Source organism: Jannaschia sp. GRR-S6-38, from assembly GCF_029853695.1.
In the GTDB taxonomy this organism is placed as follows: domain Bacteria; phylum Pseudomonadota; class Alphaproteobacteria; order Rhodobacterales; family Rhodobacteraceae; genus Jannaschia; species Jannaschia ovalis.
Genome location: NZ_CP122537.1, coordinates 3,278,569 through 3,300,555, shown reverse-complemented (window position 1 = coordinate 3,300,555; position 21,987 = coordinate 3,278,569). Strand labels below are relative to the sequence as shown.

The following is a 21,987-nucleotide window of genomic DNA, read 5'->3' as shown; positions in this document are numbered from 1 at the left end:
TCGGTCAACGCCCTGAATGCCGGATGGGTTCGCGGGGGGCAACATGGGCCAGGATTACGAGATCGACCAGATGATCAGCGCCAAGGCGATCGCGGCGCGGATCGAGGCGCTGGCGCGCGAGATCGAGCTGCGCTTCGCGGGGACCGACAAGCTGGTGGTGGTCGGGCTGTTGCGCGGGTCCTTCGTCTTCATCGCCGACTTGGTGCGCGAGCTGGACCTGCCGGTGGAGGTCGATTTCCTCGAGGCGTCGTCTTACGGCGACGCGATGGAGAGCTCGCGCGAGGTGCGGATCCTGAAGGATCTGCGCGGTGAGATCGGCGGCCGCGATGTGCTGGTGGTCGAGGATATCGTCGACACGGGCTTCACGCTGCACCACGTGCTGGGCCTGCTGGGCTCGCGCGCGCCGAAGCGGCTGGAGACGATCGCCCTGCTCGACAAGCCGTCGCGGCGCGAGGTCGACATCAAGGCGACCTGGACCGGCTTCGAGATCCCCGACGCCTTCGTGGTGGGCTACGGGATCGATTACGGGCAGCGCAATCGCAATCTGCCCTTCATCGGGCAGGTGCGGCTGACTCAGTAGGCCGCCTCATTGGCCATGCGGGCGATGCGCATCTCGCGCAGGTCCGCGGGGCTGAGATGGATCTTCTCCTCGCCCTTGTAATCGGTCTCGGGCAGCGCGCCGAGCTGGCGGAAGAACGAGATCAGAAGCGCCGCGGTGACGGCCACGCCGGCGATGGCCTTGAAGAGATTGGGCGCGGTGGCGATCAGCGTGGCGTGGTAGATGTCGGGCGTGAAGAGCGTGATCGCGACCTTCAGCGGCTGGAGCAGCACGAAGGCCGTCCCGACCAGCAGGACCGCCTTCGCCAGACCGCCCGCCACGTGGCTGGGCCGCGCGAGGAAGCGGGGCAGCAGGAAGGGCAGCGTCAGGAGCGCGCCCACCACCGCATAGGCGATCATCGCGTTGAAAGGCGGCTGGCCGTAGGACAGAAGCTCGGCGCGGTAGGTCTGATCGGTCTGGATCATCTGCCAGAGGATGTAGCCGGTCCCCAGAAGCCCGAGGCCCAGCAGGCGCAGCACCACCCAGTCGGCCACGAGGTAGAGTTTCATCGCGGCACCGATGGCGGGCAGGCCGCGGGCCTTGGCACCGCGGACGGGGATCGGCGGCAGCTCGCCCTTGGGCAGTTCGGGGTTCAGGCGGCTGACCGGCGTGTCGGTGCCGCGCAGCGACAGGAACAGGGCGGTCAGGAAGGCGAGGCCCAGGCAGCCGCCCAAGACGGTCAGCGCCCCCGCGGTGACGGGGCCCTGCGCCTCGATGATGCGGCCGATCGCGGCCGGGTCCGGCAGGCGGGGCGCGCCCGAGGCGACGATCTCGGCCACCAGCGGGACGAGGATCGTGTCGACATGCGGCGCCAGCGCCATCAGCGCGACCAGAAGGGCGAGGAAGGGGAAGATGAAGATGTCGATGACCCGGCGCGGGCGGGCCATCGCACCCGGCGTGAAGCGGCGCGACAGCAGCATCAGCGCGGCGATGAAGCCCAGCGCCGAGGTCATCGCGGCGGAGAGCATCGGCTGCGCCTGCGTGGCGGCGGCCCAGGCGGTGGCGGCGAAGAGCGCGACACCGCCCATGCGCAGCAGGATCAGGTGGAAGCGCGCGAAGCCGTCGCCCGCGGGACGCGCGGGCTGGGCCGCGGGCGCCTTCGGCTTCCGCGCGACGGCGGGCATGTCGGAGACGCGGTCGTCGGGCTGGCCGATTGCGGCACCCACCCGCTCCTCCGCCTCGGCGGGCAACGGGATGCCTTGGCCGCGCCGGACGTTGAAGAGCATCGCCGCCGCTGTCACCACTCCAAAGGCAATGCCGATCGCGGCGCTGTTGGCGGCCAGGAGGCCAAGTATCGGCTCGCCTGCGGGCAGGACGGCCAGTTCGGCAGGCCGTAGAGCATCGTAGACAGGGATGAACCAGTAGAGCGCAAAACCGATGCCGCAAGACACGAGGAAGAGCTTGGCGATCACGTTTTTCGAGTGGGGCGGATACCAGTAAGTCAGACCCTTCGAAGGGGGCAGCGGAAAGGCCATGTATGCGGACAAAAGCATCAGCATCAGAAGAAGCATGAACGTCTTTCGACGGTCGGGGACGAATTCGAAGACGCGCGGGTCGCCGCTATTGAACCACCAGAAAAGAAGAATAGCCGGCACGAGAAGCACGAGGCCTGCGGCGCGCGTAGCCGTCCATTCGATCCATGTCGCCGCCTGGCTCTTGGATGCCAGAAACGTCGGATCGTCACGCATGATCCGCTCGGCGACCTTCTGACGTCGCTGTTCCTTACCCACATGGATCATGGCCGCCGAAAGCGGCAGGACGAAGGTAGCGCTGTAGATTATAAAGAGTCCGAACGGCAGGAGTGCCGCCGCCCCCATGGCCGGGATCCCGAGGGCCTTCGCCATGAAGAGCCCCCCGAACGAGCCGCCTGCCGATATGACGCCGATCACGAACACCGCGAGCAGGCCCTTCAGCGCGCCATCTGGGTGGTCGATGAAGCGCGGCGTGACGTGTCTGCTCCCGAGGACCACGCCCGGCAGGGCGACGATAGCGCCGACGAGAAGGAAGGACGCATTGAAGGTCGGTAGGCCGTAGCCGGCGCATGCCAGCCCGACGACGAGGTGCACCCATCCGAGGCTGCGCAAGAGAAAGCGATAGACCGCGCCGCTGCTGAGCATGTGGCCTCCGGGAGTTTGTGTCCCGGAGGATATCTCCGCCCAATCCGGCGAAACCGTGGCCGCTTAGCGATAAAGCAGCGACACTCCGTTCCGGAAGATGTGGACCTTCGACGGATCGGCGGTCAGTCGCAGGGTCTGGCCGCGCAGGTTCGGGTGGATGCCCTGCAGCTTGGCGATGACCTGGTTGTCCTCCGGCTGGGCGCGTTCGAAGTAGAACAGCGTGACCTCGCCCAGCCGCTCCTCGACCTCGACCGTGCCGCCGAAGGCGTAGTTCTCGCCCTCGGTCTGGACCGCGTCTTCGGGACGGATGCCGATATTGACCGCGGCGCCCTGATCCTCGGGCTTCGAGGGCACGGTCGAGGTGATCGTGCCGCCGCCGTCGCGCGTACGGATGGTCGTGGTCTCGCCGGTGCCGACGATCTCGCCCTGCAGGAGGTTCATCGCGGGCGAGCCGATGAAGCGGGCGACGAATTCGCCGTTCGGCCGCTCGTAGAGATCGAGCGGCGAGCCGACCTGCGCGATGGAATATTTGCCGCCATTGTCCTTGAGCGCGTCGAGCACGACGATCCGGGTGGCGAGCGTCATCGCCTCGACCTGGTCGTGGGTGACGTAGATCATGGTGGAGTCGGGCATCTGCTCCTTGAGCTGCGCGATCTCGATCCGGGTGGCGACGCGCAGCGCGGCGTCGAGGTTCGAGAGCGGCTCGTCGAAGAGATAGACCTTCGGGTCGCGCACGATGGAACGGCCGATGGCGACGCGCTGGCGCTGGCCGCCCGACAGGGCCTTGGGCAGGCGATCGAGATATTCGGTCAGTTGCAGCTTTGCGGCGGCGGCGTTGACGGCGCGGTCGATCTCCTCCTTCGATTTCTTGGCGATCTTGAGGGCGAAGGCCATGTTGTCGCGCACGGTCATGTGCGGGTAAAGCGCGTAGGACTGGAACACCATCGCGATGCCCCGCTCGGAGGGCGGCACGTCGTTGACGACCTGGCCGTCGATCTCGAGCGTGCCGCCCGAGATCTTCTCGAGCCCCGCGATCATCCGCAGAAGCGTGGACTTGCCGCAGCCCGAGGGCCCCACGAAGACGATCAGCTCGCCGGTCTTGATGTCGAGATCGATATCCTTGAGCACCTCGACCTGGCCGCCATAGACCTTCGAGACGTCGGTGAGCTTCAGATTGGCCATTGTCGTCCTCCCTCGTGTTCCCTGCCCGTCAGGCCGCGCGCAGCAAGGTGTATTGCCACGGCCCCAGGCTTATGCCGCCCGTTCCCTTGCGCGGGTCCATCCCTCCCACGCCCTCGATGAACTGCCACTCGCCCTCGGGCATATGCGTGGTGCAGACCTCGCCGCCGAGGTTGAACGCGCAGAAGATGCGCTCGCCCTGCCATTCGCGGGTGAAGGTCAGCATGTCGCCATGCGCCTGCGTGTCGAGCTGGTCGCCCTTGCGCAGAACCTCGGAGCCGATACGCAGCGCCACGACCGCGCGATAATGGTGCAGAAGCGCGTCCTCGCGCGTCTCCTGCGCGGCGACGGAATTGCCCAGATGCTCGGAGGCGACGGGCAGCCAGGGCTTCACGTCCGAGAAGCCGCCATTGACGTTCGACGGCTCCCAGACCATCGGCGTGCGGCAGCCGTCGCGGCCCTGGAACTCGGGCCAGAACTCGATGCCATACGGGTCCTGCAGGTCCTCGTAGGCGACGCGCGCTTCCGACAGGCCCAGCTCCTCGCCCTGGTAGAGACAGACCGAGCCGCGCAGCGCCATGATCAGCGCCGCGTAGCAGCGCGCGCCCTGCGCATCGAGGCCCCAGCGGGTGACGTGGCGGGTGACGTCGTGGTTTGAGAAGGCCCAGCAGGCCCAGCCGTCGGGCGCCACGGCCTGCATCTTGTCGAACACCTCGGCCACACGCTGCGCGGTCAGCGGATCGCCGGCGAGGAACTCGAAGGCGTAGCACATCTGCACGCCGTGCCCGTCGCGAGTGTATTCGCCCAGAAGCTCCATCCCGAACTGCGCGTCGCCGACCTCGCCCACGGCGGCGGCGCCGGGATATTCGTCCAGAAGTTCGCGGAAGCGCTTCAGGAACAGCAGGTTCTCGGGCTGGTTCTTGGAGTAGAGATGTTCCTGGTGGTTGTAGGGGTTCACCGCGGGCGCGATCTTGGCGTTGCGCCGCTCGGGCGGGAGGGCCGGATTGTCGCGCAACTCCTTGTCGTGCATGTAGAAGTTGATCGTATCGAGGCGGAAGCCGTCGACGCCGCGATCGAGCCAGAAGCGGGTGACGTCGAGCAGCTCGTCCTGCACCTCGGGACAGTGGAAGTTCAGGTCCGGCTGCGAGGTGAGGAAGGCGTGGTAGTAGTATTGCTGGCGCCGCACGTCCCATTGCCAGCCGCCGCCGCCGAAGATCGACAGCCAGTTGTTGGGCGCGGTGCCGTCGGGCTTGGCGTCGGCCCAGACATACCAGTCGGATTTCGGGTTGCTGCGGCTGGCGCGGCTTTCCTGGAACCAGGGATGCTGGTCGGAGGTGTGCGACAGCACGAGGTCGATCATCACACGGATGCCCAGCCGGTGGGCGGTGTCCACAAGCCGGTCGAAATCGGCCAGCGTGCCGAACATGGGATCGACGTCGCGGTAATCGCTGACGTCGTAGCCGAAATCCTTCATCGGCGAGGTGAAGAACGGCGAGATCCAGATCGCGTCCACGCCCAGCGAGGCGACATAGGGCAGGCGCGCGGTGATGCCGTTCAGGTCGCCGATGCCGTCGCCTGACGTGTCCTGGTAGGAGCGCGGATAGATCTGGTAGATGACACCGCCCCGCCACCAGTCGAGATCGGTGGCGGGTGCGGTTTGCGCGGCGGTAGCGGTCATGTGTCGTCCTATTTCACGGAACCGGCCAGCAGGCCGCGGACCAGGTAGCGTTGCATCGTGAAGAACACCACCAGCGGGACCGCGATCGACACGAATGCCGCAGCGGCAAGGATGCCCCAGTCGCCCCCGCGCGAGCCCAGGAGGTCGTCGGCGATCTTCACCGTCATCACCCAGCTTTCGGAATTGGACGGCAGGAAGACCTTGGCCACCAGCAGGTCGTTCCAGGTCCAGAGGAACTGGAAGATCGCGAAGCTGGCCAGCGCCGGGAAGCTGAGCGGCAGGACGATCCGGGTGAAGACCTGGAAATCCGTGGCCCCGTCGACCTTGGCGCTTTCGATGATGTCGCGCGGCAGGCCGACCATGTAGTTTCGCAACAGGTAGATCGCGAGCGGCAGGCCGAAGCCGGTATGGGCGAACCAGATGCCGTAGAAGCTCTGCCCGATGCCGATGGAGTTGTGGAAGGTGAGCATCGGCACCAGCGCCAGCTGCAGCGGCACGACCAGCGCGCCCACGACGACGGCGATCAGGAAGCCGCGCATCGGGAAGTCCATCCAGGCCAGCGCATAGGCGGCGAAGGCCGCGATCAGGATCGGGATGATCGTGGCCGGGATCGTGACCGTCAGCGTGTTGATGAAGGCGCGGTCCATGCCCGCCGAGGTCATGATCGTCTCGTAATTCTCCATCGAGAATGTGGGCGGCACCTCGGAGGCGATGTAGACCGTCGGGTTGCGGCGGGGCGCGTCCTCGCCCGGATCGATATAGGTGAAGCCGCCGTCGGCCTCGACCGTCAGGGTGCGGCCGCGGACCAGCTCGCCCGTCTCGCCCGGGCGGAAGGCCGTCGGATCCGAGCGCAGCCCGCCGAAGGCGGTGATCTGGCCCGAGCCGTCCTTGCCGAAGACGTTGCCCTCGAGCACCCAGCCCTCGGGCGTCTGGCGGAACTCGCCCTCGGTCGCGACGGCGAAGTTCTGCTCGACCGCGAAGGGCGAGAGCCACCAGCCCGAGGCCGAGATCGCGTCGCGGTCGCGGAAGCTGGAGACCAGAAGCCCCACCGTGGGGATGAGCCAGAGCACCACCAGGAAGATCACCGAGATGTTGGTGACGATCGTGAGCGAGCTCTTCTGGCCGGCGATGCCGTCGTCGTCGGTGGCCATCAGCGGACCTCCTTCTGGGCTTGCACGATGTTCCAGATCATCACCGGCAGCACGAGGACCATGATGACGAAGGCCACCGCGGTGGCGCGCCCATCGTCGCGGAACATGTACTCCATCATGTAGCTGGGCAGGATCTGCGTGCCGAAATTGCCGCCAGTCATCGCGTAGACGATGTCGAAGACCTTGAGCACGAGGATCGTGATCGTGGTCCAGACGACGACGATGGTGCCCATGATCTGCGGCACCTTGATGCGGAAGAAGATCTGCGCGGGCGATGCGCCGTCGATGATCGCGGCCTCGATCGTTTCCTCGGGGATGCCGCGCAGGGCGGCCGACAGGATGACCATGGCGAAGCCGGTCTGGATCCAGACCAGGATGAACATCAGGAAGAAATTGTTCCAGAAGCCCACCTGCAGCGGGTCGAGCGGCGCGGCCCCGAAGGCGTCGCGGATGGCGTTGATAATGCCGATATCGGGGTCGTTGGCGTAGACGAATTTCCAGATCAGCGAGGCACCGACGAAGGAGATCGCCATCGGCATGAAGATCAGCGACTTGGCGATGTTGCCCCAGCTCAGCCGGTCGGTGAGCTGCGCCACCAGGAGGCCCAGGAAGGTCGAGGCGGCGGGCACGAAGAGCACCCAGAGCAGGTTGTTGGTGAGCGCGGTGCGGAACTCGCCGTCGCCGAACATGGTGGTGTAGTTGCCGAGCCCGATGAATTCGTCGCCCGCGCGGTTGAAGAGCGAGCGCCAGAAGCTGCCGAAGACCGGGTAGACGAGGTAGAGCCCCAGCGCCACGATCGCGGGCAGCAGGAACAGCCAGGGGCGCACGGCATTGGCGCGGTTGATGTTGCGGCCGGCGTCGTCGCCCTTGGGCGGGAAGATGACCTTGTCGAGGACCAGGTTTGCCGACCAGAAATAGCCGATGCACCCGCCCACGCCGATGATGATCGTCAGAATGCCTTGCAAGAGCGGTGACATAGGCCGTTCCTCCCGGATCCGCTGTCAAAGAAGCCTGACCGGGCTCCTCCTCCCGGTCAAAGGCAAAATCGGCCCGCCCCGGAAACCGGAGCGGGCCTGGGACCGAATTACTTCAGGTCGTTCCAGCGGCTCTGGATCGTGGCGGCCACGTCGGAGGCCTCGGCCCCGGTGACGTAATCGACCATGCCGGTCCAGAAGGCGCCGGCGCCGATCTCGCCCGGCATCAGATCCGAGGCGTCGAAGCGGAAGGTGGTCGCCTGGCGCAGGATGTCGCCCTGTGCGCGCAGGCTGTCATCGGCATAGGCCTCGGGGTTGACGCCCGCATGGGCCGTCAGGAAGCCGTTCTGCGCCATCCACAGCTCGTGCGCGATCGGCAGCTTCAGGAACTCGATCATCTGGTTGGCCCCTTCGGAGGGGTTGGTGATCGAGAACAGCGTGCCCGCGCCGAGGACCGGCGATCCGAGATCCATCGCCTCGTAGGCGGGGAAGTAGAAGAAATCGACATCCACGCCGACCTCGGTGCCTTCGGGGAAGAAGGCGGGGATGAAGGAGGCTTGGCGGTGCATGTAGCACTCGGGCGGGATCGCGAAGAGACCGGTCGGGCTGTCACGGAAATCGGTCGAGGCCACGGCCTCGGCGCCGCCGGAGACGTAGTCGTCGTTCTTGGCGAAATAGCCGAACTCCTCGATCGCGGCGACCACGGCCGGATCGTCAAAGGGCATCTCGTTCGACACCCACTGGTCGTAGACGGCGGGCGGCTGGGTGCGCAGCATCAGGTCCTCGACCCAGTCGGTCGCGGGCCAGCCGGTCGCCGCGCCCGAGCCCAGACCGATGCACCAGGGCGTGCCGCCATCGGCGACGATCTGGTCGGTCAGCGCCTTCAGCTCCTCCATCGATTGCGGGATGTCGTAGCCCAGCTCGTCGAAGGCGGCGGGCGAGTACCAGACCAGCGATTTCAGGTCGACGCGGTAGAACATGCCGTAGAGGTTCTCGGCGCCGTCCGCGCCGGCATAAGTGCCGAGATCGACCCAGGACTGACCGGCGGCGAAATTGTCGCGCACCCAGTCGGCCGTGCCCTCGGGCAGCGGGGTCAACAGACCCTGGCCCGCCATGTCGGCGGCGAGGCCGGGCTGCGGGAAGACGGCGAGGTTCGGGGCCGAGCCCGCGCGCGACGAGATCACGATGTCCTGCTCGAAGCTGTCGGAGCCGGAATACTGCACGTCCGCGCCGGTCGCGTCCTCGAAGAAGGCCATGATCTTGTCGAACTTGGCCTTCTCGTCGCCGGTCCAGGGGCCGGTGATCGTGATCGTCTCGCCCGCGAGGTCGGTGTTGTCGGCGAATTCCATGTAGGAATCCCAGGTGAAGGGGCCTTCGCCGATGGTGAACATCGCAGTGTGGGCATCGGCATGGGCCGCGCCGGTGAGGAGCATGGCCATGGCCGTGCTGCTGGCTAGAAGCTTCATCATTTCCTCCCTTGCGCCGCTCTGGCGCCGTTGCCCCGGCCGTGCCGGGGGATCCGCATCGCGGCCCGGCGGTCCCCGCCGCCAAACCGCTTTGACGCGGCCACGTTGGGGCAGGCCTCGGGGGAAAGTCAACGCCCGTCGCCACCCCCGAGAGCCGGGATCGGACCCCTTGCCAGCGGGCCGTCGGATCGGGCACCTCTAGGGGCGGAGAAGCGGTCGGATCGCGGGGCCCGCAAGGGGCCCAAAGCGGTTTGGACCGTAGGGAGGAACGTGAGGGCGATGAACCTCAAGGAGTTCGCGCAGAGCCTTGGGCTGTCGCCCACGACGGTCAGCCGCGCGCTGGGCGGCTACCCCGAGGTGGGCGCCGAGACGCGGCGGCGCATCCTGCGCGAGGCCGCCGCGCGCGGCTACCGCCCGAACCGCCGCGCCGCGGCGCTGGCCACCGGGCGCGCGATGGCCATCGGCCATGTCATCGCCACCTCGCAGACCCACGAGATGGTGAACCCGGTCTTCGCCGATTTCATCGCCGGCGCGGGCGAGGTCTATGCCGCGGCGGGCTACGACATCCTGATGAGCGTGGTCAGCGACGGCGACGAGCTCTCCGCCTACCGCCAGATGGTCGAGGCGGGCACGGTGGACGGGGTGATGCTGCACGGGCCCCGCCAGGGCGATGCGCGGATCGGCGTCATGCAGGAGATCGGCGTGCCATTCGTGGTACATGGCCGCGACCCGTCGGCGCCGCTCACCTACGATTTCGTCGATATCGCCAACACCCGCGCCTTCCGCGGCGCGACCGAGCGTCTTCTGGCGCTGGGCCATCGCCGGATCGGGCTGGTGAACGGCCTGCCCGCGCTCGATTTCGCGCGGCGGCGGCAGGCGGGTTTCGTGGCGGCGCTGGAGGCGGCAGGGATCGCGCCCGACCCTCGGCTGATCCGCGGCGACGAGATGTCCGAGCAGTTCGGCCATGCCGCGGCCGCCGGGATGCTGGCCGGGCCCGACCGGCCCACGGCCTTCCTGGTGTCTTCGATCATCATGGCGGTGGGCGTGCGCCGCGCGATCCACGAGGCCGGGCTCTCCCTGCCCGGCGACGTGTCGATGATCATCCATGACGACGCGCTGAGCTACATCACCAATGCGGGCGATCCGCCGCCCTTCGCCGCCACGCGCTCGCCGGTGCGCGCCGCCGGGCGCCGCTGCGCCGAGATCCTGCTGGGCCGCATCGCGCGCCCCGCGGGCCGCCCGGTGCAGGAGGTCTGGGATTGCGAGACGGTGGACGGCGCCTCGCTCGGGCCCGCGCCCTGACCCCTTCCAATCCGGCCCCGCAGGCGTGATGACGCGTCAGGCGAGACAGGAGGCGACATGGCGGACGACATCACGCAGGCGGGCGATTTCTCGGTCGCGCGGTCGGATTTCCCCGAAGGGTTCGTGTTTTCGACGGCGACCTCCGCCTACCAGATCGAGGGCCATGCCTTCGGCGGCGCGGGCGAGACGCATTGGGACGCCTTCGCGCGGGTGCCCGGCAAGGTGGATCGCGGCGAGGACGGCGCGGTGGCCTGCGACCATTATCACCGCTGGGCCGAGGACCTCGACCTGATCGCGGCCGCGGGGCTCGACGCCTATCGCTTCTCGACCTCCTGGGCTCGGGTGATGCCGGACGGGGTCAATGTGAACGCGGAGGGGCTCGATTTCTACGACCGGCTGGTCGACGGGATGCTGGCGCGGGGCCTCAAGCCGATGGCGACGCTCTATCACTGGGAGCTGCCGCAAGCGCTGTCCGAGGCGGGCGGCTGGACGGTGCGGGAGACGCCGGAGCGCTTCGCCGATTTCGCCGCGGCGATCGCCGACCGGCTGGGCGACCGACTGTTCTCCGTGGCCCCGATCAACGAGCCCTGGTGCGTGTCCTGGCTGAGCCACTACCACGGCTACCACGCGCCGGGGCTGGCGAGCCTCGCGGCGGGCGTGACATCGATGCATTACGTGGCGCTGGCCCACGGGCTGGCCGTGCAGGTCCTGCGCGAGCGGGGCGTGGCGCGCGTGGGCGCGGCCTGCAACATGGAATACGCCCTGCCCGCCACCGACAGCGAGACCGACCGGGCGGCCGCGCAGGCCTATGACGGGATCTACAGCCGGTTCTTCCCGGGCGGGATGATGCACGGCGAATACCCCGCCGACGTGATGGAGGGCTTCGCGCCGCACATGCCCGCGGGCTGGCAGGACGACATGGGACTGATCTCGCAGAAGCTCGACTGGTTCGGGATCAATTACTACACCTGCAAGCGGATCGTGGGCGAGGCCGGGCTCTGGCCCTACAAGGGCGACGTGCCCGGCCCCCTGCCCAAGACCGACATGGGCTGGGAGATCTGCCCCGAGGGGATGGAGTTCCTGCTGGAGCGGACGGCGCGCGACTTCACCGGGGACACGCCGCTCTTCATCACCGAGAACGGGCTGGCGAACCCCGACCACGATGCCGGGCGCCCCGATCTGGAGCGGATCGACTATCTCGACCGCCATTTCCACGCGGCGCTGCGGCTGATCGAACGGGGCGTGCCGCTGGAGGGCTACACGATCTGGTCGCTTCTGGACAATTACGAGTGGACGCTGGGCTACGACAAGCGCTTCGGGCTGGTGCATGTCGATTTCGAGACGCAGGCGCGGACCCCAAAGGCGAGCTACCACGCGCTTGCCCGGATGCTGTCGCGTTGATACCGCTGGCGCATGTCTGACCAACCGCTGTTCCTGGTCGCCGATGTGGGCGGCACCAACACCCGCGTCGCGATGGCGCGCGGGCAGTTCGTGCAGGTCGAGACGATCCGCAAATACCGCAACCGCGAATTCGCCAATCTCGCCCCCGTGCTGCGCCGCTACCGCGAGGATATGGGCGGGCCGGCCCCGGTCGGCGCCTGCGTGGCGGTGGCCGGGCCGGTGGCGGACGGGGTGGCGAGCCTGACCAATCTCGACTGGTCGATCGACACGACACGGCTGATGCAAGCGACCGGCGCCGAGGGCGCGGCGATCCTGAACGACCTGCAGGCGCAGGGTCACGCGCTGGGTTTCATGGACCCGGCCAGCGAGGAGGTCGTGATCGAGGCCACGCCCCGCGAAGGCGCGGCGCGGCTGGTCATCGGCGTGGGCACCGGCTTTAACGCCGCGCCCGTGCATATCACGCCCACGGGCCGGCTGGTGCCGCCCTGCGAGGCGGGGCATGCCAACCTGCCGATCCGGACGGAGGCCGAGCTTCGGCTCTGCACCTTCGCCTCGACGGCGCATGGCTTCCCGGCGGTCGAGGACGTGCTGTCGGGCCGTGGGCTGGAGCAGGTCTATCGCTGGCTCGCCACCGAAGCCGGGTCGGAGGACGAGTTCCTCGCCGCCGAGATCATGGGCCGGATCGACAGCGATCCGCGCGCCGAGGCCGCCGTGCGCCAGTTCATCCGCATCCTCGGGACGGTGGCGGGGAACCTGTCGCTGATCCACCTGCCGCTGGGCGGCGTGTTCCTGGTGGGCGGCGTGGCCCGCGCGATGGGGCCCTACCTGCGCGACATGGGCTTCGCCGAGGCCTTCCGCGACAAGGGCCGCTTCGCGGGGTTCATGGCGAATTTCCCGGTCTCGCTCATCACCGACGATTTCGCCGCCCTGACGGGCTGCGCCGCGCATCTGGTCGAACGCGCGGGCTGACCGCCCGGCCAGTATAGTCCGGGGCCGCGCGTACGGCGGCGCTCAGGCCGCCTCTTCTTCCGCCTGCTGGCGTTGCCACATCGAGGCGTAGCGGCCGTTCAAGGCCAGAAGCGCGTCATGGGTGCCCTCCTCCACGATCCGGCCCTTCTCCAGCACGACGATGCGGTCGGCATCGACCACGGTCGAGAGCCGGTGCGCGATCATGATGACCGTGCGGCCCTGTGCCATGGCGGCGAGCTCGTCCTGGATCTCGCGCTCGGTCTCGGTGTCGAGCGCCGAGGTCGCCTCGTCCAGCAGCAGGATCGGCGGGTTCTTCAGGAGCGTGCGCGCGATGCCCACGCGCTGCTTCTCGCCGCCCGAGAGCTTGAGGCCGCGCTCGCCCACGGTGGTGGCGTAGCCATCGGGAAGCGTGCGGATGAAGCCGTCGATGGAGGCGGCGCGGGCGGCCTCCTCGATCTCGGCGGGGCTGGCATCGGGCCGGCCATAGGCCACGTTGTAGCGCAGGTCGTCGTTGAAGAGCACGGTGTCCTGCGGGACGACGCCGATCTGGGCATGCAGGCTGTCCTGGGTGACCGCGCGCAGGTCCTGCCCGTCGATCAGCACCGCGCCGTCGTTGACGTCATAGAAGCGGAACAAGAGCCGGCCGATGGTGGATTTGCCCGATCCCGAGGGGCCGACCACCGCCACCGTCTCGCCCGCGCCGACGGTGAGCGAGACACCCTGCAGGATCGGCCGTTCGGCGTCGTAGCCGAACCAGACGTCGCGGAACTCGATCCGGCCGCCCTCGACCTTCAGGGGCTTCGCGTCCGGCGCGTCGCTGACCTCGGTCGGCTGCTCCAGCAGGCCGAACATCTCGCCCATATCGACCAGGGACTGCCGGATCTCGCGATAGACGGTGCCGAGGAAGTTGAGCGGCATGGTGATCTGGATCATGTAGGCGTTGACCATGACGAAATCGCCCACCGTCAGATCGCCCGCCTGCACGCCCCGCGCGGCCAGCACCATCACGCCCACGAGGCCCGCGGTGATCAGGACGGACTGGCCGAAATTCAGCAGGCTGAGCGAATAGGCGGTCTTGAGCGCGGCCTTCTCGTAGCCCGCCATCGCGCTGTCGTAGCGCTCGGCCTCGCGCGCCTCGGCGCCGAAATACTTGACCGTCTCGAAGTTCAGCAGGCTGTCGATCGCCTTCTGGTTGGCGTCGGTGTCCTGGGCGTTCATCTCGCGCCGGATCTTCACCCGCCATTCGGTGATCGCGAAGGTGAACCAGACGTAGAGTCCGATCGTGGCGATCACGATGGCGAGGTACCAGACGTCGAAGACGAAGAAGAGGATGCCGGAGATCAGCAGAAGCTCCAGCGCCAGCGGCCCGATGGAGAACAGAAGGAAGCGCAGCAGGAAATCGACACCCTTCACCCCGCGCTCGATGATGCGGCTGAGGCCGCCGGTCTTGCGCGTGATGTGGTAGCGCATCGACAGGCGGTGCATGTGGGCGAAGGTCTCGGAGGCGAGCTGGCGCAGCGCGCGCTGGCCCACCCGCGCGAAGATCGCGTCGCGCAGCTGCTGGAAGCCCACATTCATCGCCCGCGCCAGCCCGTAGACCACCGTCAGACCGACCGCGCCCAGGCCCAGGGCCCAGGCCGGCGTGATCGTGTCGGGCGCGAGCGCGTCCACGGCGGCCTTGTAGAAGAAGGGCGTGATCACGGCGACGACCTTGGCCACGAGCAGCATGGCCAGCGCGGCGACGACGCGGCGCTTCACCCAGCCCTGCCCCTCGGGCCAGAGATAGGGGATGACGCGGCCGATGATCTCGGTCGCGCGGGCGGGCGCCTCGGGCTGGTCGGTCATGTCGGGAGGCATCGGCGGTCCGGGTCGTTTGCGTGGCGCGACCCTAGGGGCGCAGGCGCGGGAAGGCCAGTCAGTCGCCTGCGGCATCCTCGGCGCTGTCGGGCAGCGCGAAGACCTGGCCGGGATAGATCAGGTCCGGGTCGCGGATCAGGTCGCGATTGGCCTCGAAGATCTGGACATAGCGGATGCCCTCGCCCGCGCCGAACCAGCTTTCCGAGATGGCCCAGAGCGTGAAGCCCGGCTGCACCGTTATCGCGGCGGCCCCGTCGGCGCGGACCGCGACCGCGAGCTCGGGGGCGGTGCGCTCGAAGGGCGTCTCGATCCGGCTGGCGACGCGGCCCGCCGCATCCAGCGCGTCGATACGCAGCGTGTAGACCCCCTCCTCGACATCGGGCAGCGGAGAGGCCCAGGCGCCGCCGCTGCCGGCGGTCACGCTGCGCACGGGGCGATTGTCGAGATAGATGCGCAGCTCGGCCGCCGCGCCGGCGGTTCCGGCGAGCTGGACCTCGCCCTGCGCGTCATAGGCGATGACGTCTATGCCCAGCGATTGGGTGACCTCGGGAGCCTCGGCGGCGCCGGGCAGGACGGCGATGCCCTCGGGGCCTGCGCGGAACAGGCGGGGCGCGGCCTCGGTGGGTGCGGCGGCGGTCTCTGCAGTCCCGGCGGGCGGGGTCGCCGGAGCCGCCGGCGAGGTGTCGGTTGCGCTTGCGGTGGTGGCCGGCGGAGCGGCGGGTGCGGGGTCGGTGGCGGCGGCACCACCCTGCCCCGCCGCAACGGGCGCTGGATCAGCTGTTTCTCCCGTCGCGGCGGGCGCGCCCGGCGCCGCGGGATCCGCAGTCGCGGTCTGAAGCTCCGGTGCGGTGCCCGGCGCCGGGCGGGCCGGGAAGGTCGGCGCGACGATGACGCCGCCGGCGGCCTGCCGAACGGTGCCGGTGGCATCCGCGGCTTCCAGCGTCAGCAGCCGCGGCGCTTCGGCGGGCGGCAGGTCGAGGAAGGCCACGAAATTGCCGCTGCGATCGGCGCGCGCGGTCGCGACCGTCTCGCCGTCGAGCCGGAGCGTCACGTCGCCATCGGACGGCCCGCGCCCGGCGACGAGGGTGCGGCCGTCGCGCTCGACGCGGACCACGTCGAGGCTGGGCAGGTCGCGGGGCTCGGGCGGTGCGGGCGTCGGCTCGGGCGCTTCGGCGGCATCGGCCTGCGCTTCGGGCTCGGGGTCGGAGGCCGGTTGCGGCGCCGCCTGTGAAGGCGTCGTGGGAGCGGGTTGCGTCGTGGAAGGCTCCGCCACGCGGGGCTCGGCCCCGTCGCGGGCCGACCAGATCGCGTAGCCGCCGACCGCCACCGCGACCGCAACGGCCGCGGCGAGCCCGCCGAGGGCCGCGTTCCCGATTGCCGCCATAACCTCACCCCATTCCAAGCCCCGCAGGGCTTTGCGCAAGGCTAGCAACGCGGATAGGCAGGGTCAAAGCGCGAACGGAGGCCCAAACGCATGACGAGATCGATCTGTGTCTATTGCGGCGCACGCGACGGACGCGACCCGGCCCATGCCGCGGCCGCCGAAGCGATGGGCCGCGGGATCGCCGCGCGGGGCTGGCGGCTGGTCTATGGCGCAGGCGATGTCGGGCTGATGGGACGCGTCGCGCGCACGGTGCAGGGCGCGGGCGGCGAGACCTTCGGCGTGATCCCCACGCATCTGATGGAGCTGGAAGTCGGCAAGCGCGACCTGACGCGGTTCGTGGTCACCGAGACGATGCACGAGCGCAAGAAGGTGATGTTCATGAACGCCGACGCGGTCGCCGTGCTGCCCGGCGGCGCGGGCACGCTGGACGAGTTCTTCGAGGTCCTGACCTGGCGCCAGCTGGGCCTGCACGACAAGCCCATCGTGCTGGTGGACGTGGCCGGCTACTGGGCGCCGCTGGCCGCGCTGCTGGACAGCGTGATCGCGAACGGCTTCGCCGAGGCGAATGTCCTCGATTTCGTGCGTTTCGCCCCGGATGCCGAGGCGGCGCTGGAGATGCTGGCGGGCTGACATGCGAACGCCCGCCCCGCTTCGGGCGGGACGGGCGTGTGGTTCCGGCAGAGGGCGCGCGGCTCAGGCTTCGGTCGACAGCTCGCGCTTCACGATCTTCTCGATCTCGTCCAACGGGTGGCCGGTCAGCGTCTTGTCGATCTCGGCGATGACCTTGGACGTCACCTCCTGGTGCATCACGTCGCGCAACACGCCGAGCACCTGCGGGGGCGCCACGATCACCAGCTTCTCGAAGCGGCCGGCATGGGCCATCTTGTAGAGCTTCTCGGCAAGGTCCGCGGCGAAGCGTTCCTTCTGGAGCTCGTGGAAGTCGGTATCGGCATAAGCATGCCTGCCGGGCTGCGCGCTCTCGCCCACGCGGCCGCGCTTGTTCGCGCTCTGCTCGCGGTCGGGCGGGTTCGCCTCCTCGTCCTTGCGGACAATGTCGAAATTCGGGTTCTCGTGATCGGTCAGGTTGACCATGAACAGCGCCTTTTCGCTGTCGGTCACGACGATCATGGTGCCCTGAGACAGCTCCGCCATCAGTTCTGGGTTCCGCCATGCGGCCCGGCATGGTTCTCGTCGGTGTCGCGGTCTTCCTGGCTCTTGCCGACGCGCGTCACGCCGCGCTTGCCCTGGGTCGTGGCATCGAGCAGCGCGTCGCGGGTGCCCGTCTCGGTCGCCACGTCGCCGCCGTTGCGGCCCTGGTGGCCGGGCGTGTCGGGCATGTCCTTGATGAATTCGTCGGTCTCGCGCTTGCCGTCCTGCGAGCGGTGTCGGTCGGCCATGGTATCCTCCGTTTGCGGTTCACGGGGACAACGCGGGCGCCGGTGCGGGGTTCCGGACATGCGAAGGGGGCCGCGCGGGCCCCCTTCGCTCGGCCGGTTGCGTCGGGTTCACATGCGCGAAGCGACGTTTTCCCAGTTCACGAGATTGTCGAGGAAGTTCGACAGGTAGGCCGGGCGCTTGTTGCGGTAGTCGATGTAGTAGGAATGCTCCCACACGTCGCAGCCCAGAAGCGCGGTCTGGCCGAAGCAGACGGGGTTCACGCCGTTCTCGGTCTTGGTGACCTTCAGGCTGCCGTCGCTGTCCTTGACGAGCCAGGCCCAGCCGGACCCGAACTGGCCCGCGCCGGCGGCGGCGAATTCTTCCTTGAACTTGTCGACGCTGCCGAAGCTGTCGGTCAGCGCGCTTTCCAGCTCGGAGGGCATCTTGCTGTCGCCGGGCGACATCATTTCCCAGAACTGGTTGTGGTTCCAGAGCTGGCTGATGTTGTTGAAGATGCCGTTCTGGGCCACCGCGCCGGACTGGTAAGTGCCCTGGATGATCTCCTCCAGCGACTTGCCGTCCCACTCCGTGCCCGCGATCAGCTTGTTGCCGTTGTCGACATAGGCCTTGTGGTGGAGGTCGTGGTGGTACTCCAGCGTCTCCTTCGACATGCCCTTCGAGGCGAGCGCGTCATGGGCGTAGGGAAGGTCGGGAAGCTCGAATGCCATGAGACATCTCCTTTTGATTGCGTCAGGGGTGATGTCGCGCGCGAGCGGCCCGGGTCAAGCCCCGACGGGCGCCGCGTTGTGCAGCAGGCCCTCGGCATAGCCGGCCACGGAGCGGAAGCACACGAGCCGCCAGCCCTCGCCCTCGCGCCAGATGGCGGCGGGGATCTGGGCCATCCGGCTGCGGCGCACTTCGGCCGGGGCGAGGCGGGCGAAATCGACGGGCATCAGGCGGGCGAGCAGATCCTCGACCGCACCCTCCAGCGCGAAGACCGCGCGGGCGTCGCTGACCACGGCAACGGTCGCGAAGTCGCCCGCGAGCGCGGCCGCCAGCCGCTCGGCCAGCGCCGGGGCTTCGGCGTAGTCGCAGGTCAGCAGAAGGTCGTCCGGCGACATCCAAAGAAGGCCCCTGCCCTGCGCTTCCGTCCGCATCCGCGCCGCCGGCGTGCCGGGGCCCGCGATCTCGGCGACGGCGCGGCCCAGCAGCTCCGGATCGCCGCGCAGCGCGACCATCCCGACGGGCGGCAGCGCGGTGATGGTGACGTCAGGCATTCTGCTTCTCCCCCTCGGGATCGTAGAAAACCGGGCTGACGATCCGCGCCTCGACCGGGTCCTTGCCGATGCGAGTGAAGGCGATCACCTCGCCCATCCGCTGCGGGCCGCGTTCGACGAGGCCCATGGCGATGCCGCGGCCCAGCGTGGGCGAATGGTAGGTCGACGTGACGCGCCCCTGCGTGTTGCGCTGGCCGTTGGCGTTGGTGCCCTCGGCCAGGGCATAGGCGCCGTCCTCGAGCACCGAGCCGTCCAGCGTCTCGAGGCCGACGAGCTTCCAGCGGTCGGGCTTCTGGAACTCGGACCGCGCCTGTCCGCGCTTGCCGAGATAGTCGTCCTTCTTCTTCGAGATCGCCCAGTCGAGGCCGAGATCCTGCGGGATGACGGTGCCGTCGGTCTCGTCCCCGATCATGATGAAACCCTTCTCGGCGCGCATCACGTGCAGCGCCTCGGTGCCGTAGGGCGTCGCGCCGAATTCGGCGCCGGCGGCGTGCAGCGCCTCCCAGAGGGCCAGGCCCTGCGTCGACGGCACGGACAATTCGTAGCTGAGCTCGCCCGAGAAGCTGATGCGGAAGGCGCGGATATCGAAGCCGCCGAGCGTGCCGTCGGCCCAGGCCATGAAGGGCAGCGCCTCGGCCGAGACATCCATGCCGCCCAGCGTCTCTAGCACCGCGCGGGCCTTGGGGCCGACCACGGCGATCTGCGCGAATTGCTCGGTCAGGTTGAGCGTGTGGACCTTCCAGTCCCACCACTCGCATTGCAGCCAATCCTCCATCCAGCCGTGGATGCGGTCGGCCCCGCCGGTCGTGGTGTGGCAAAGGAAGGTCTGGTCGTCGATGCGCGCGACGACCCCGTCGTCGATCAGGAAGCCATTCTCGTCGCACATCAGGCCGTAGCGGCAGCGGCCCGGCTTCAGCGTGCTCATCATGTTCGTGTAGAGCATATCGAGGAAGCGCCCCGCATCGGGACCGCGCACGAGGATCTTGCCCAGCGTCGAGGCGTCGAGCAGGCCCAGCCCGTCGCGCGTGGCGCGGACCTCGCGGGCGACGGCGGCCGCAGGCGTCTCGCCCTTTCGCAGGTAGCAATAGGGCCGCCGCCACTGGCCCACCGGCTCCCAATGCGCGCCATGGGCGTCGTGCCAGTCATGCATCGGCGTGCGGCGCAGCGGCTGGAACAGCGCGCCCCGCGCCTCGCCCGCGAGCGCGCCGATGGTCACGGGGGTGTAGGGCGGCCGGAAAGTGGTGGTGCCGACCTGCGGGATCGCCTCGTCCAGCCGGTCGGCCAGGATGGCGAGCCCGTTGATGTTGCTGAGCTTTCCCTGGTCCGTCGCCATCCCGAGCGTGGTGTAGCGCTTGGCGTGCTCGACGCTTTCGAAGCCCTCCTGCGCGGCCAGCCGCAGGTCCGAGACCTTCACGTCGTTCTGGAAGTCGAGCCACATCTTCGCGCGCAGCTTCGGGCCCGCGCCCTGCGGCATCATCCAGACGGCCTCGATCGGGGCCTCCGCGACCGCCTCGGCGTCGGGGGCGTCGATCTCGAAGGCCTCGGCGGCATCGGTCAGCACCTCGGCGGTGGTCAGCATGCCGCTCGCCGCGCCGATGCAGGTCACGAAGCCCTTGCCGTCCTGGTCCGTGGGCGGGCGGTCGGGATCGGGGCGGAACATGACGCGCGCCTCGTCCCACCAGAGTTTGCCGCCGCAATGCGAGTAGAGATGGACCGCGGGCGACCAGCCGCCGGACATGGCGATGGCGTCGCAGCCGATTTCCTGCAGCACCGCGCCTTCGCCCGCCTGCAGGCAGACCGCGACGCCGGTCACGCGGTCCCGGCCCAGCACCTTGGCGATGCCGCGGCCCGCGTGAACGTTGACGCCCATCGCCTTGATTTCGCGAATGATCGGGCTGTCTGGTGCGTCGCGCGCGTCGAGGATTGCGGGAACCTGCAGCCCCGCTTCCAGCAGCACCTTCGCGGTGCGGTAGGCGTCGTCATTGTTGGTGACGATGATCGTGCGGTCGCCCAGCGAGACGCCGAAATTGACCACGTAGTCGCGCAGCGCACCGGCCAGGATCACGCCGGGCGTGTCGTTGCCCGCGAAGCTCAGCGGGCGCTCGATCGCGCCGGTCGCGGCGATGACCTGACCCGCGCGGACGCGCCAGACCCGCTCGCGCGGGCCGTCGCCGTCGAGCGCCTCGTTCAGCAGGACATAGCCGTGATCGTAGACGCCGGAGCCTTCGCAGCGCAGGTGGAGCGTGACGTTGCCGGACTTTTCAAGCGTTTCGACGGCGTCCTTCACCCAATCGGCCGCGGGGCGGCCGTCGATCACGGCGCCATCGACCGGGGCGCGCCCGCCCCAATGGCCCGCGCGTTCGACCAGCATCACGCGGCCCCCGGCCTGCGCCGCGCCCAGGGCTGCGGTCAGTCCGGCGATCCCGCCGCCGACGATCAGCGTGTCGCAGAAGGCGTAGCGGTGTTCGTAGCGGTCGGCATCGGCCTCGGTCGGCGCGGCGCCGAGGCCGGCGGCCCGGCGGATGAACGGCTCGAACACATGCTTCCAGAGCGGGCGGGGATGGATGAAGGTCTTGTAGTAGAACCCCGCGGGCAGGAAACGCGCGCCCCAGTCGTTGACCCGACCGATATCGAAGCCGAGCGCGGGCCAGGCGTTCTGGCTGTGCGCCTGCAGCCCCTCGCGGACGGGCTGCTCGGTGGCGCGGATATTGGGCGTGAACCGGGCGCCCTCCCCGATGCCCAGCAGGGCGTTCGGCTCCTCCGGGCCGCTGGCCACGACGGAGCGGGGCCGGTGATATTTGAAGCTGCGCCCCATGACGAGCTGGCCATTGGCAAGCAGCGCGGAGGCAAGCGTGTCTCCCGCATAGGCCTTCATCCAGCGTCCGTCGAAGCGGATGCCAAGCGGGCGCTTGCGGTCGATCAGGCGGCCACCGGTCTTGAGGCGCTGGGTCATTTCCGGCGCGCCTCGATCCGGGCCATGATCTCGGGCGGCGGGGATTTGGACTGGGCGGGATAGGTGCCGAAGACTTCCAGCGTGGCGGTGTCGCGGGCGGCGAGGAACCACTTGCCGCAGCCATAGGCGTGGCGCCAGCGCTCGAAATGGACGCCTTTCACGTTCTCGCGCAGGAAGAGGTATTCCTCGAAATCGGCGTCCGAGGCTTCGGGCCCGCGCCGCACGAGATGGGCCTCGCCCCCGGGGGCGAGCTCCGTCTCCTCGACGCTGAGGCCGCAATTCGGGCAGGTCAGCAGGAGCATGC

The 21,987-nt window shown here is 68.8% G+C and carries 19 protein-coding genes; 5 read left to right on the top strand and 14 right to left on the bottom strand.

Going from position 1 to position 21,987, the window contains the following annotated elements; genetic code table 11:
- Positions 1-16 precede the first annotated feature (16 nt).
- A complete protein-coding gene (gene hpt / locus P8627_RS16905) occupies positions 17-580 on the top strand; it encodes a hypoxanthine phosphoribosyltransferase (RefSeq protein WP_279965420.1) in 564 nt (187 codons plus the stop codon).
- Here hpt and P8627_RS16900 read toward each other — a convergent pair.
- From P8627_RS16900 to P8627_RS16875, 6 genes are all read right to left on the bottom strand, one after another.
- The gene (locus tag P8627_RS16900; protein ID WP_279965419.1) at positions 574-2,715 is read right to left on the bottom strand and encodes a hypothetical protein; all 2,142 of its coding nucleotides are present in this window, start codon (positions 2,713-2,715) and stop codon (positions 574-576) included. The genes hpt and P8627_RS16900 overlap by 7 nt on opposite strands.
- A 63-nt stretch (positions 2,716-2,778) precedes the next feature.
- Positions 2,779-3,897: an ABC transporter ATP-binding protein gene (locus tag P8627_RS16895; protein ID WP_279965418.1), complete on the bottom strand. Its 1,119-nt coding sequence runs from the start codon at positions 3,895-3,897 to the stop codon at positions 2,779-2,781.
- A gap of 28 nt (positions 3,898-3,925) precedes the next feature.
- A complete protein-coding gene (locus P8627_RS16890; protein WP_279965417.1) occupies positions 3,926-5,572 on the bottom strand; it encodes an alpha-amylase family glycosyl hydrolase in 1,647 nt (548 codons plus the stop codon).
- A gap of 8 nt (positions 5,573-5,580) precedes the next feature.
- The gene (locus tag P8627_RS16885) at positions 5,581-6,723 is read right to left on the bottom strand and encodes a carbohydrate ABC transporter permease (protein ID WP_279965416.1); all 1,143 of its coding nucleotides are present in this window, start codon (positions 6,721-6,723) and stop codon (positions 5,581-5,583) included.
- Positions 6,723-7,700, bottom strand: a complete 978-nt coding sequence (locus tag P8627_RS16880) for a carbohydrate ABC transporter permease (RefSeq protein ID WP_279965415.1) — start codon at positions 7,698-7,700, stop codon at positions 6,723-6,725. The genes P8627_RS16885 and P8627_RS16880 overlap by 1 nt, the downstream gene beginning before the upstream one ends.
- A gap of 107 nt (positions 7,701-7,807) precedes the next feature.
- Positions 7,808-9,166 (bottom strand): ABC transporter substrate-binding protein, encoded by a 1,359-nt coding sequence (locus tag P8627_RS16875; RefSeq protein ID WP_279965414.1) that lies wholly within the window; start codon positions 9,164-9,166, stop codon positions 7,808-7,810.
- Between the two features lie 276 nt (positions 9,167-9,442).
- Between P8627_RS16875 and P8627_RS16870 the strand changes: the two genes are divergently transcribed.
- Genes P8627_RS16870 through P8627_RS16860 form a run of 3 tightly spaced genes read left to right on the top strand, consistent with a single transcriptional unit; the run spans position 9,443 to position 12,835 of the window.
- On the top strand, positions 9,443-10,465 hold the full coding sequence (locus tag P8627_RS16870; protein WP_279965413.1) for a substrate-binding domain-containing protein: 1,023 nt from the start codon (positions 9,443-9,445) through the stop codon (positions 10,463-10,465).
- Between the two features lie 57 nt (positions 10,466-10,522).
- Complete coding sequence (locus tag P8627_RS16865; protein WP_279965412.1) at positions 10,523-11,866, top strand: GH1 family beta-glucosidase; 1,344 nt, start codon at positions 10,523-10,525, stop codon at positions 11,864-11,866.
- A gap of 12 nt (positions 11,867-11,878) precedes the next feature.
- Positions 11,879-12,835, top strand: coding sequence for a glucokinase (locus tag P8627_RS16860; RefSeq protein ID WP_279965411.1), 957 nt, complete (start codon positions 11,879-11,881; stop codon positions 12,833-12,835).
- Between the two features lie 42 nt (positions 12,836-12,877).
- Here the strand turns inward: P8627_RS16860 and P8627_RS16855 are convergent, their stop codons facing one another.
- Positions 12,878-14,680, bottom strand: a complete 1,803-nt coding sequence (locus tag P8627_RS16855) for an ABCB family ABC transporter ATP-binding protein/permease (RefSeq protein WP_279965410.1) — start codon at positions 14,678-14,680, stop codon at positions 12,878-12,880.
- Positions 14,681-14,750: 70 nt separating this feature from the next.
- The gene (locus P8627_RS16850) at positions 14,751-16,076 is read right to left on the bottom strand and encodes a LysM peptidoglycan-binding domain-containing protein (RefSeq protein WP_279965409.1); all 1,326 of its coding nucleotides are present in this window, start codon (positions 16,074-16,076) and stop codon (positions 14,751-14,753) included.
- Positions 16,077-16,166: 90 nt separating this feature from the next.
- Between P8627_RS16850 and P8627_RS16845 the strand changes: the two genes are divergently transcribed.
- Positions 16,167-16,706, top strand: coding sequence for an LOG family protein (locus tag P8627_RS16845; RefSeq protein ID WP_279965408.1), 540 nt, complete (start codon positions 16,167-16,169; stop codon positions 16,704-16,706).
- Positions 16,707-16,769: 63 nt separating this feature from the next.
- Here the strand turns inward: P8627_RS16845 and P8627_RS16840 are convergent, their stop codons facing one another.
- The 6 genes from P8627_RS16840 to P8627_RS16815 all read right to left on the bottom strand — a co-directional run bounded on the left by P8627_RS16840 (position 16,770) and on the right by P8627_RS16815 (position 21,985).
- Entirely contained in the window at positions 16,770-17,228 is a 459-nt protein-coding gene (locus tag P8627_RS16840; RefSeq protein ID WP_279965407.1) for a host attachment family protein, read from the bottom strand.
- Positions 17,228-17,473, bottom strand: a complete 246-nt coding sequence (locus P8627_RS16835) for a hypothetical protein (RefSeq protein ID WP_279965406.1) — start codon at positions 17,471-17,473, stop codon at positions 17,228-17,230. Before P8627_RS16835 ends, P8627_RS16840 begins: the two co-directional genes overlap by 1 nt.
- A gap of 108 nt (positions 17,474-17,581) precedes the next feature.
- Positions 17,582-18,181: a superoxide dismutase gene (locus P8627_RS16830; RefSeq protein ID WP_279965405.1), complete on the bottom strand. Its 600-nt coding sequence runs from the start codon at positions 18,179-18,181 to the stop codon at positions 17,582-17,584.
- Between the two features lie 54 nt (positions 18,182-18,235).
- Entirely contained in the window at positions 18,236-18,730 is a 495-nt protein-coding gene (locus P8627_RS16825; protein WP_279965404.1) for a sarcosine oxidase subunit gamma, read from the bottom strand.
- Positions 18,723-21,683 (bottom strand): sarcosine oxidase subunit alpha family protein, encoded by a 2,961-nt coding sequence (locus tag P8627_RS16820; RefSeq protein WP_279965403.1) that lies wholly within the window; start codon positions 21,681-21,683, stop codon positions 18,723-18,725. Before P8627_RS16820 ends, P8627_RS16825 begins: the two co-directional genes overlap by 8 nt.
- A complete protein-coding gene (locus P8627_RS16815; RefSeq protein ID WP_279965402.1) occupies positions 21,680-21,985 on the bottom strand; it encodes a sarcosine oxidase subunit delta in 306 nt (101 codons plus the stop codon). The genes P8627_RS16820 and P8627_RS16815 overlap by 4 nt, the downstream gene beginning before the upstream one ends.
- Between the last annotated feature and the right edge of the window lie 2 nt (positions 21,986-21,987).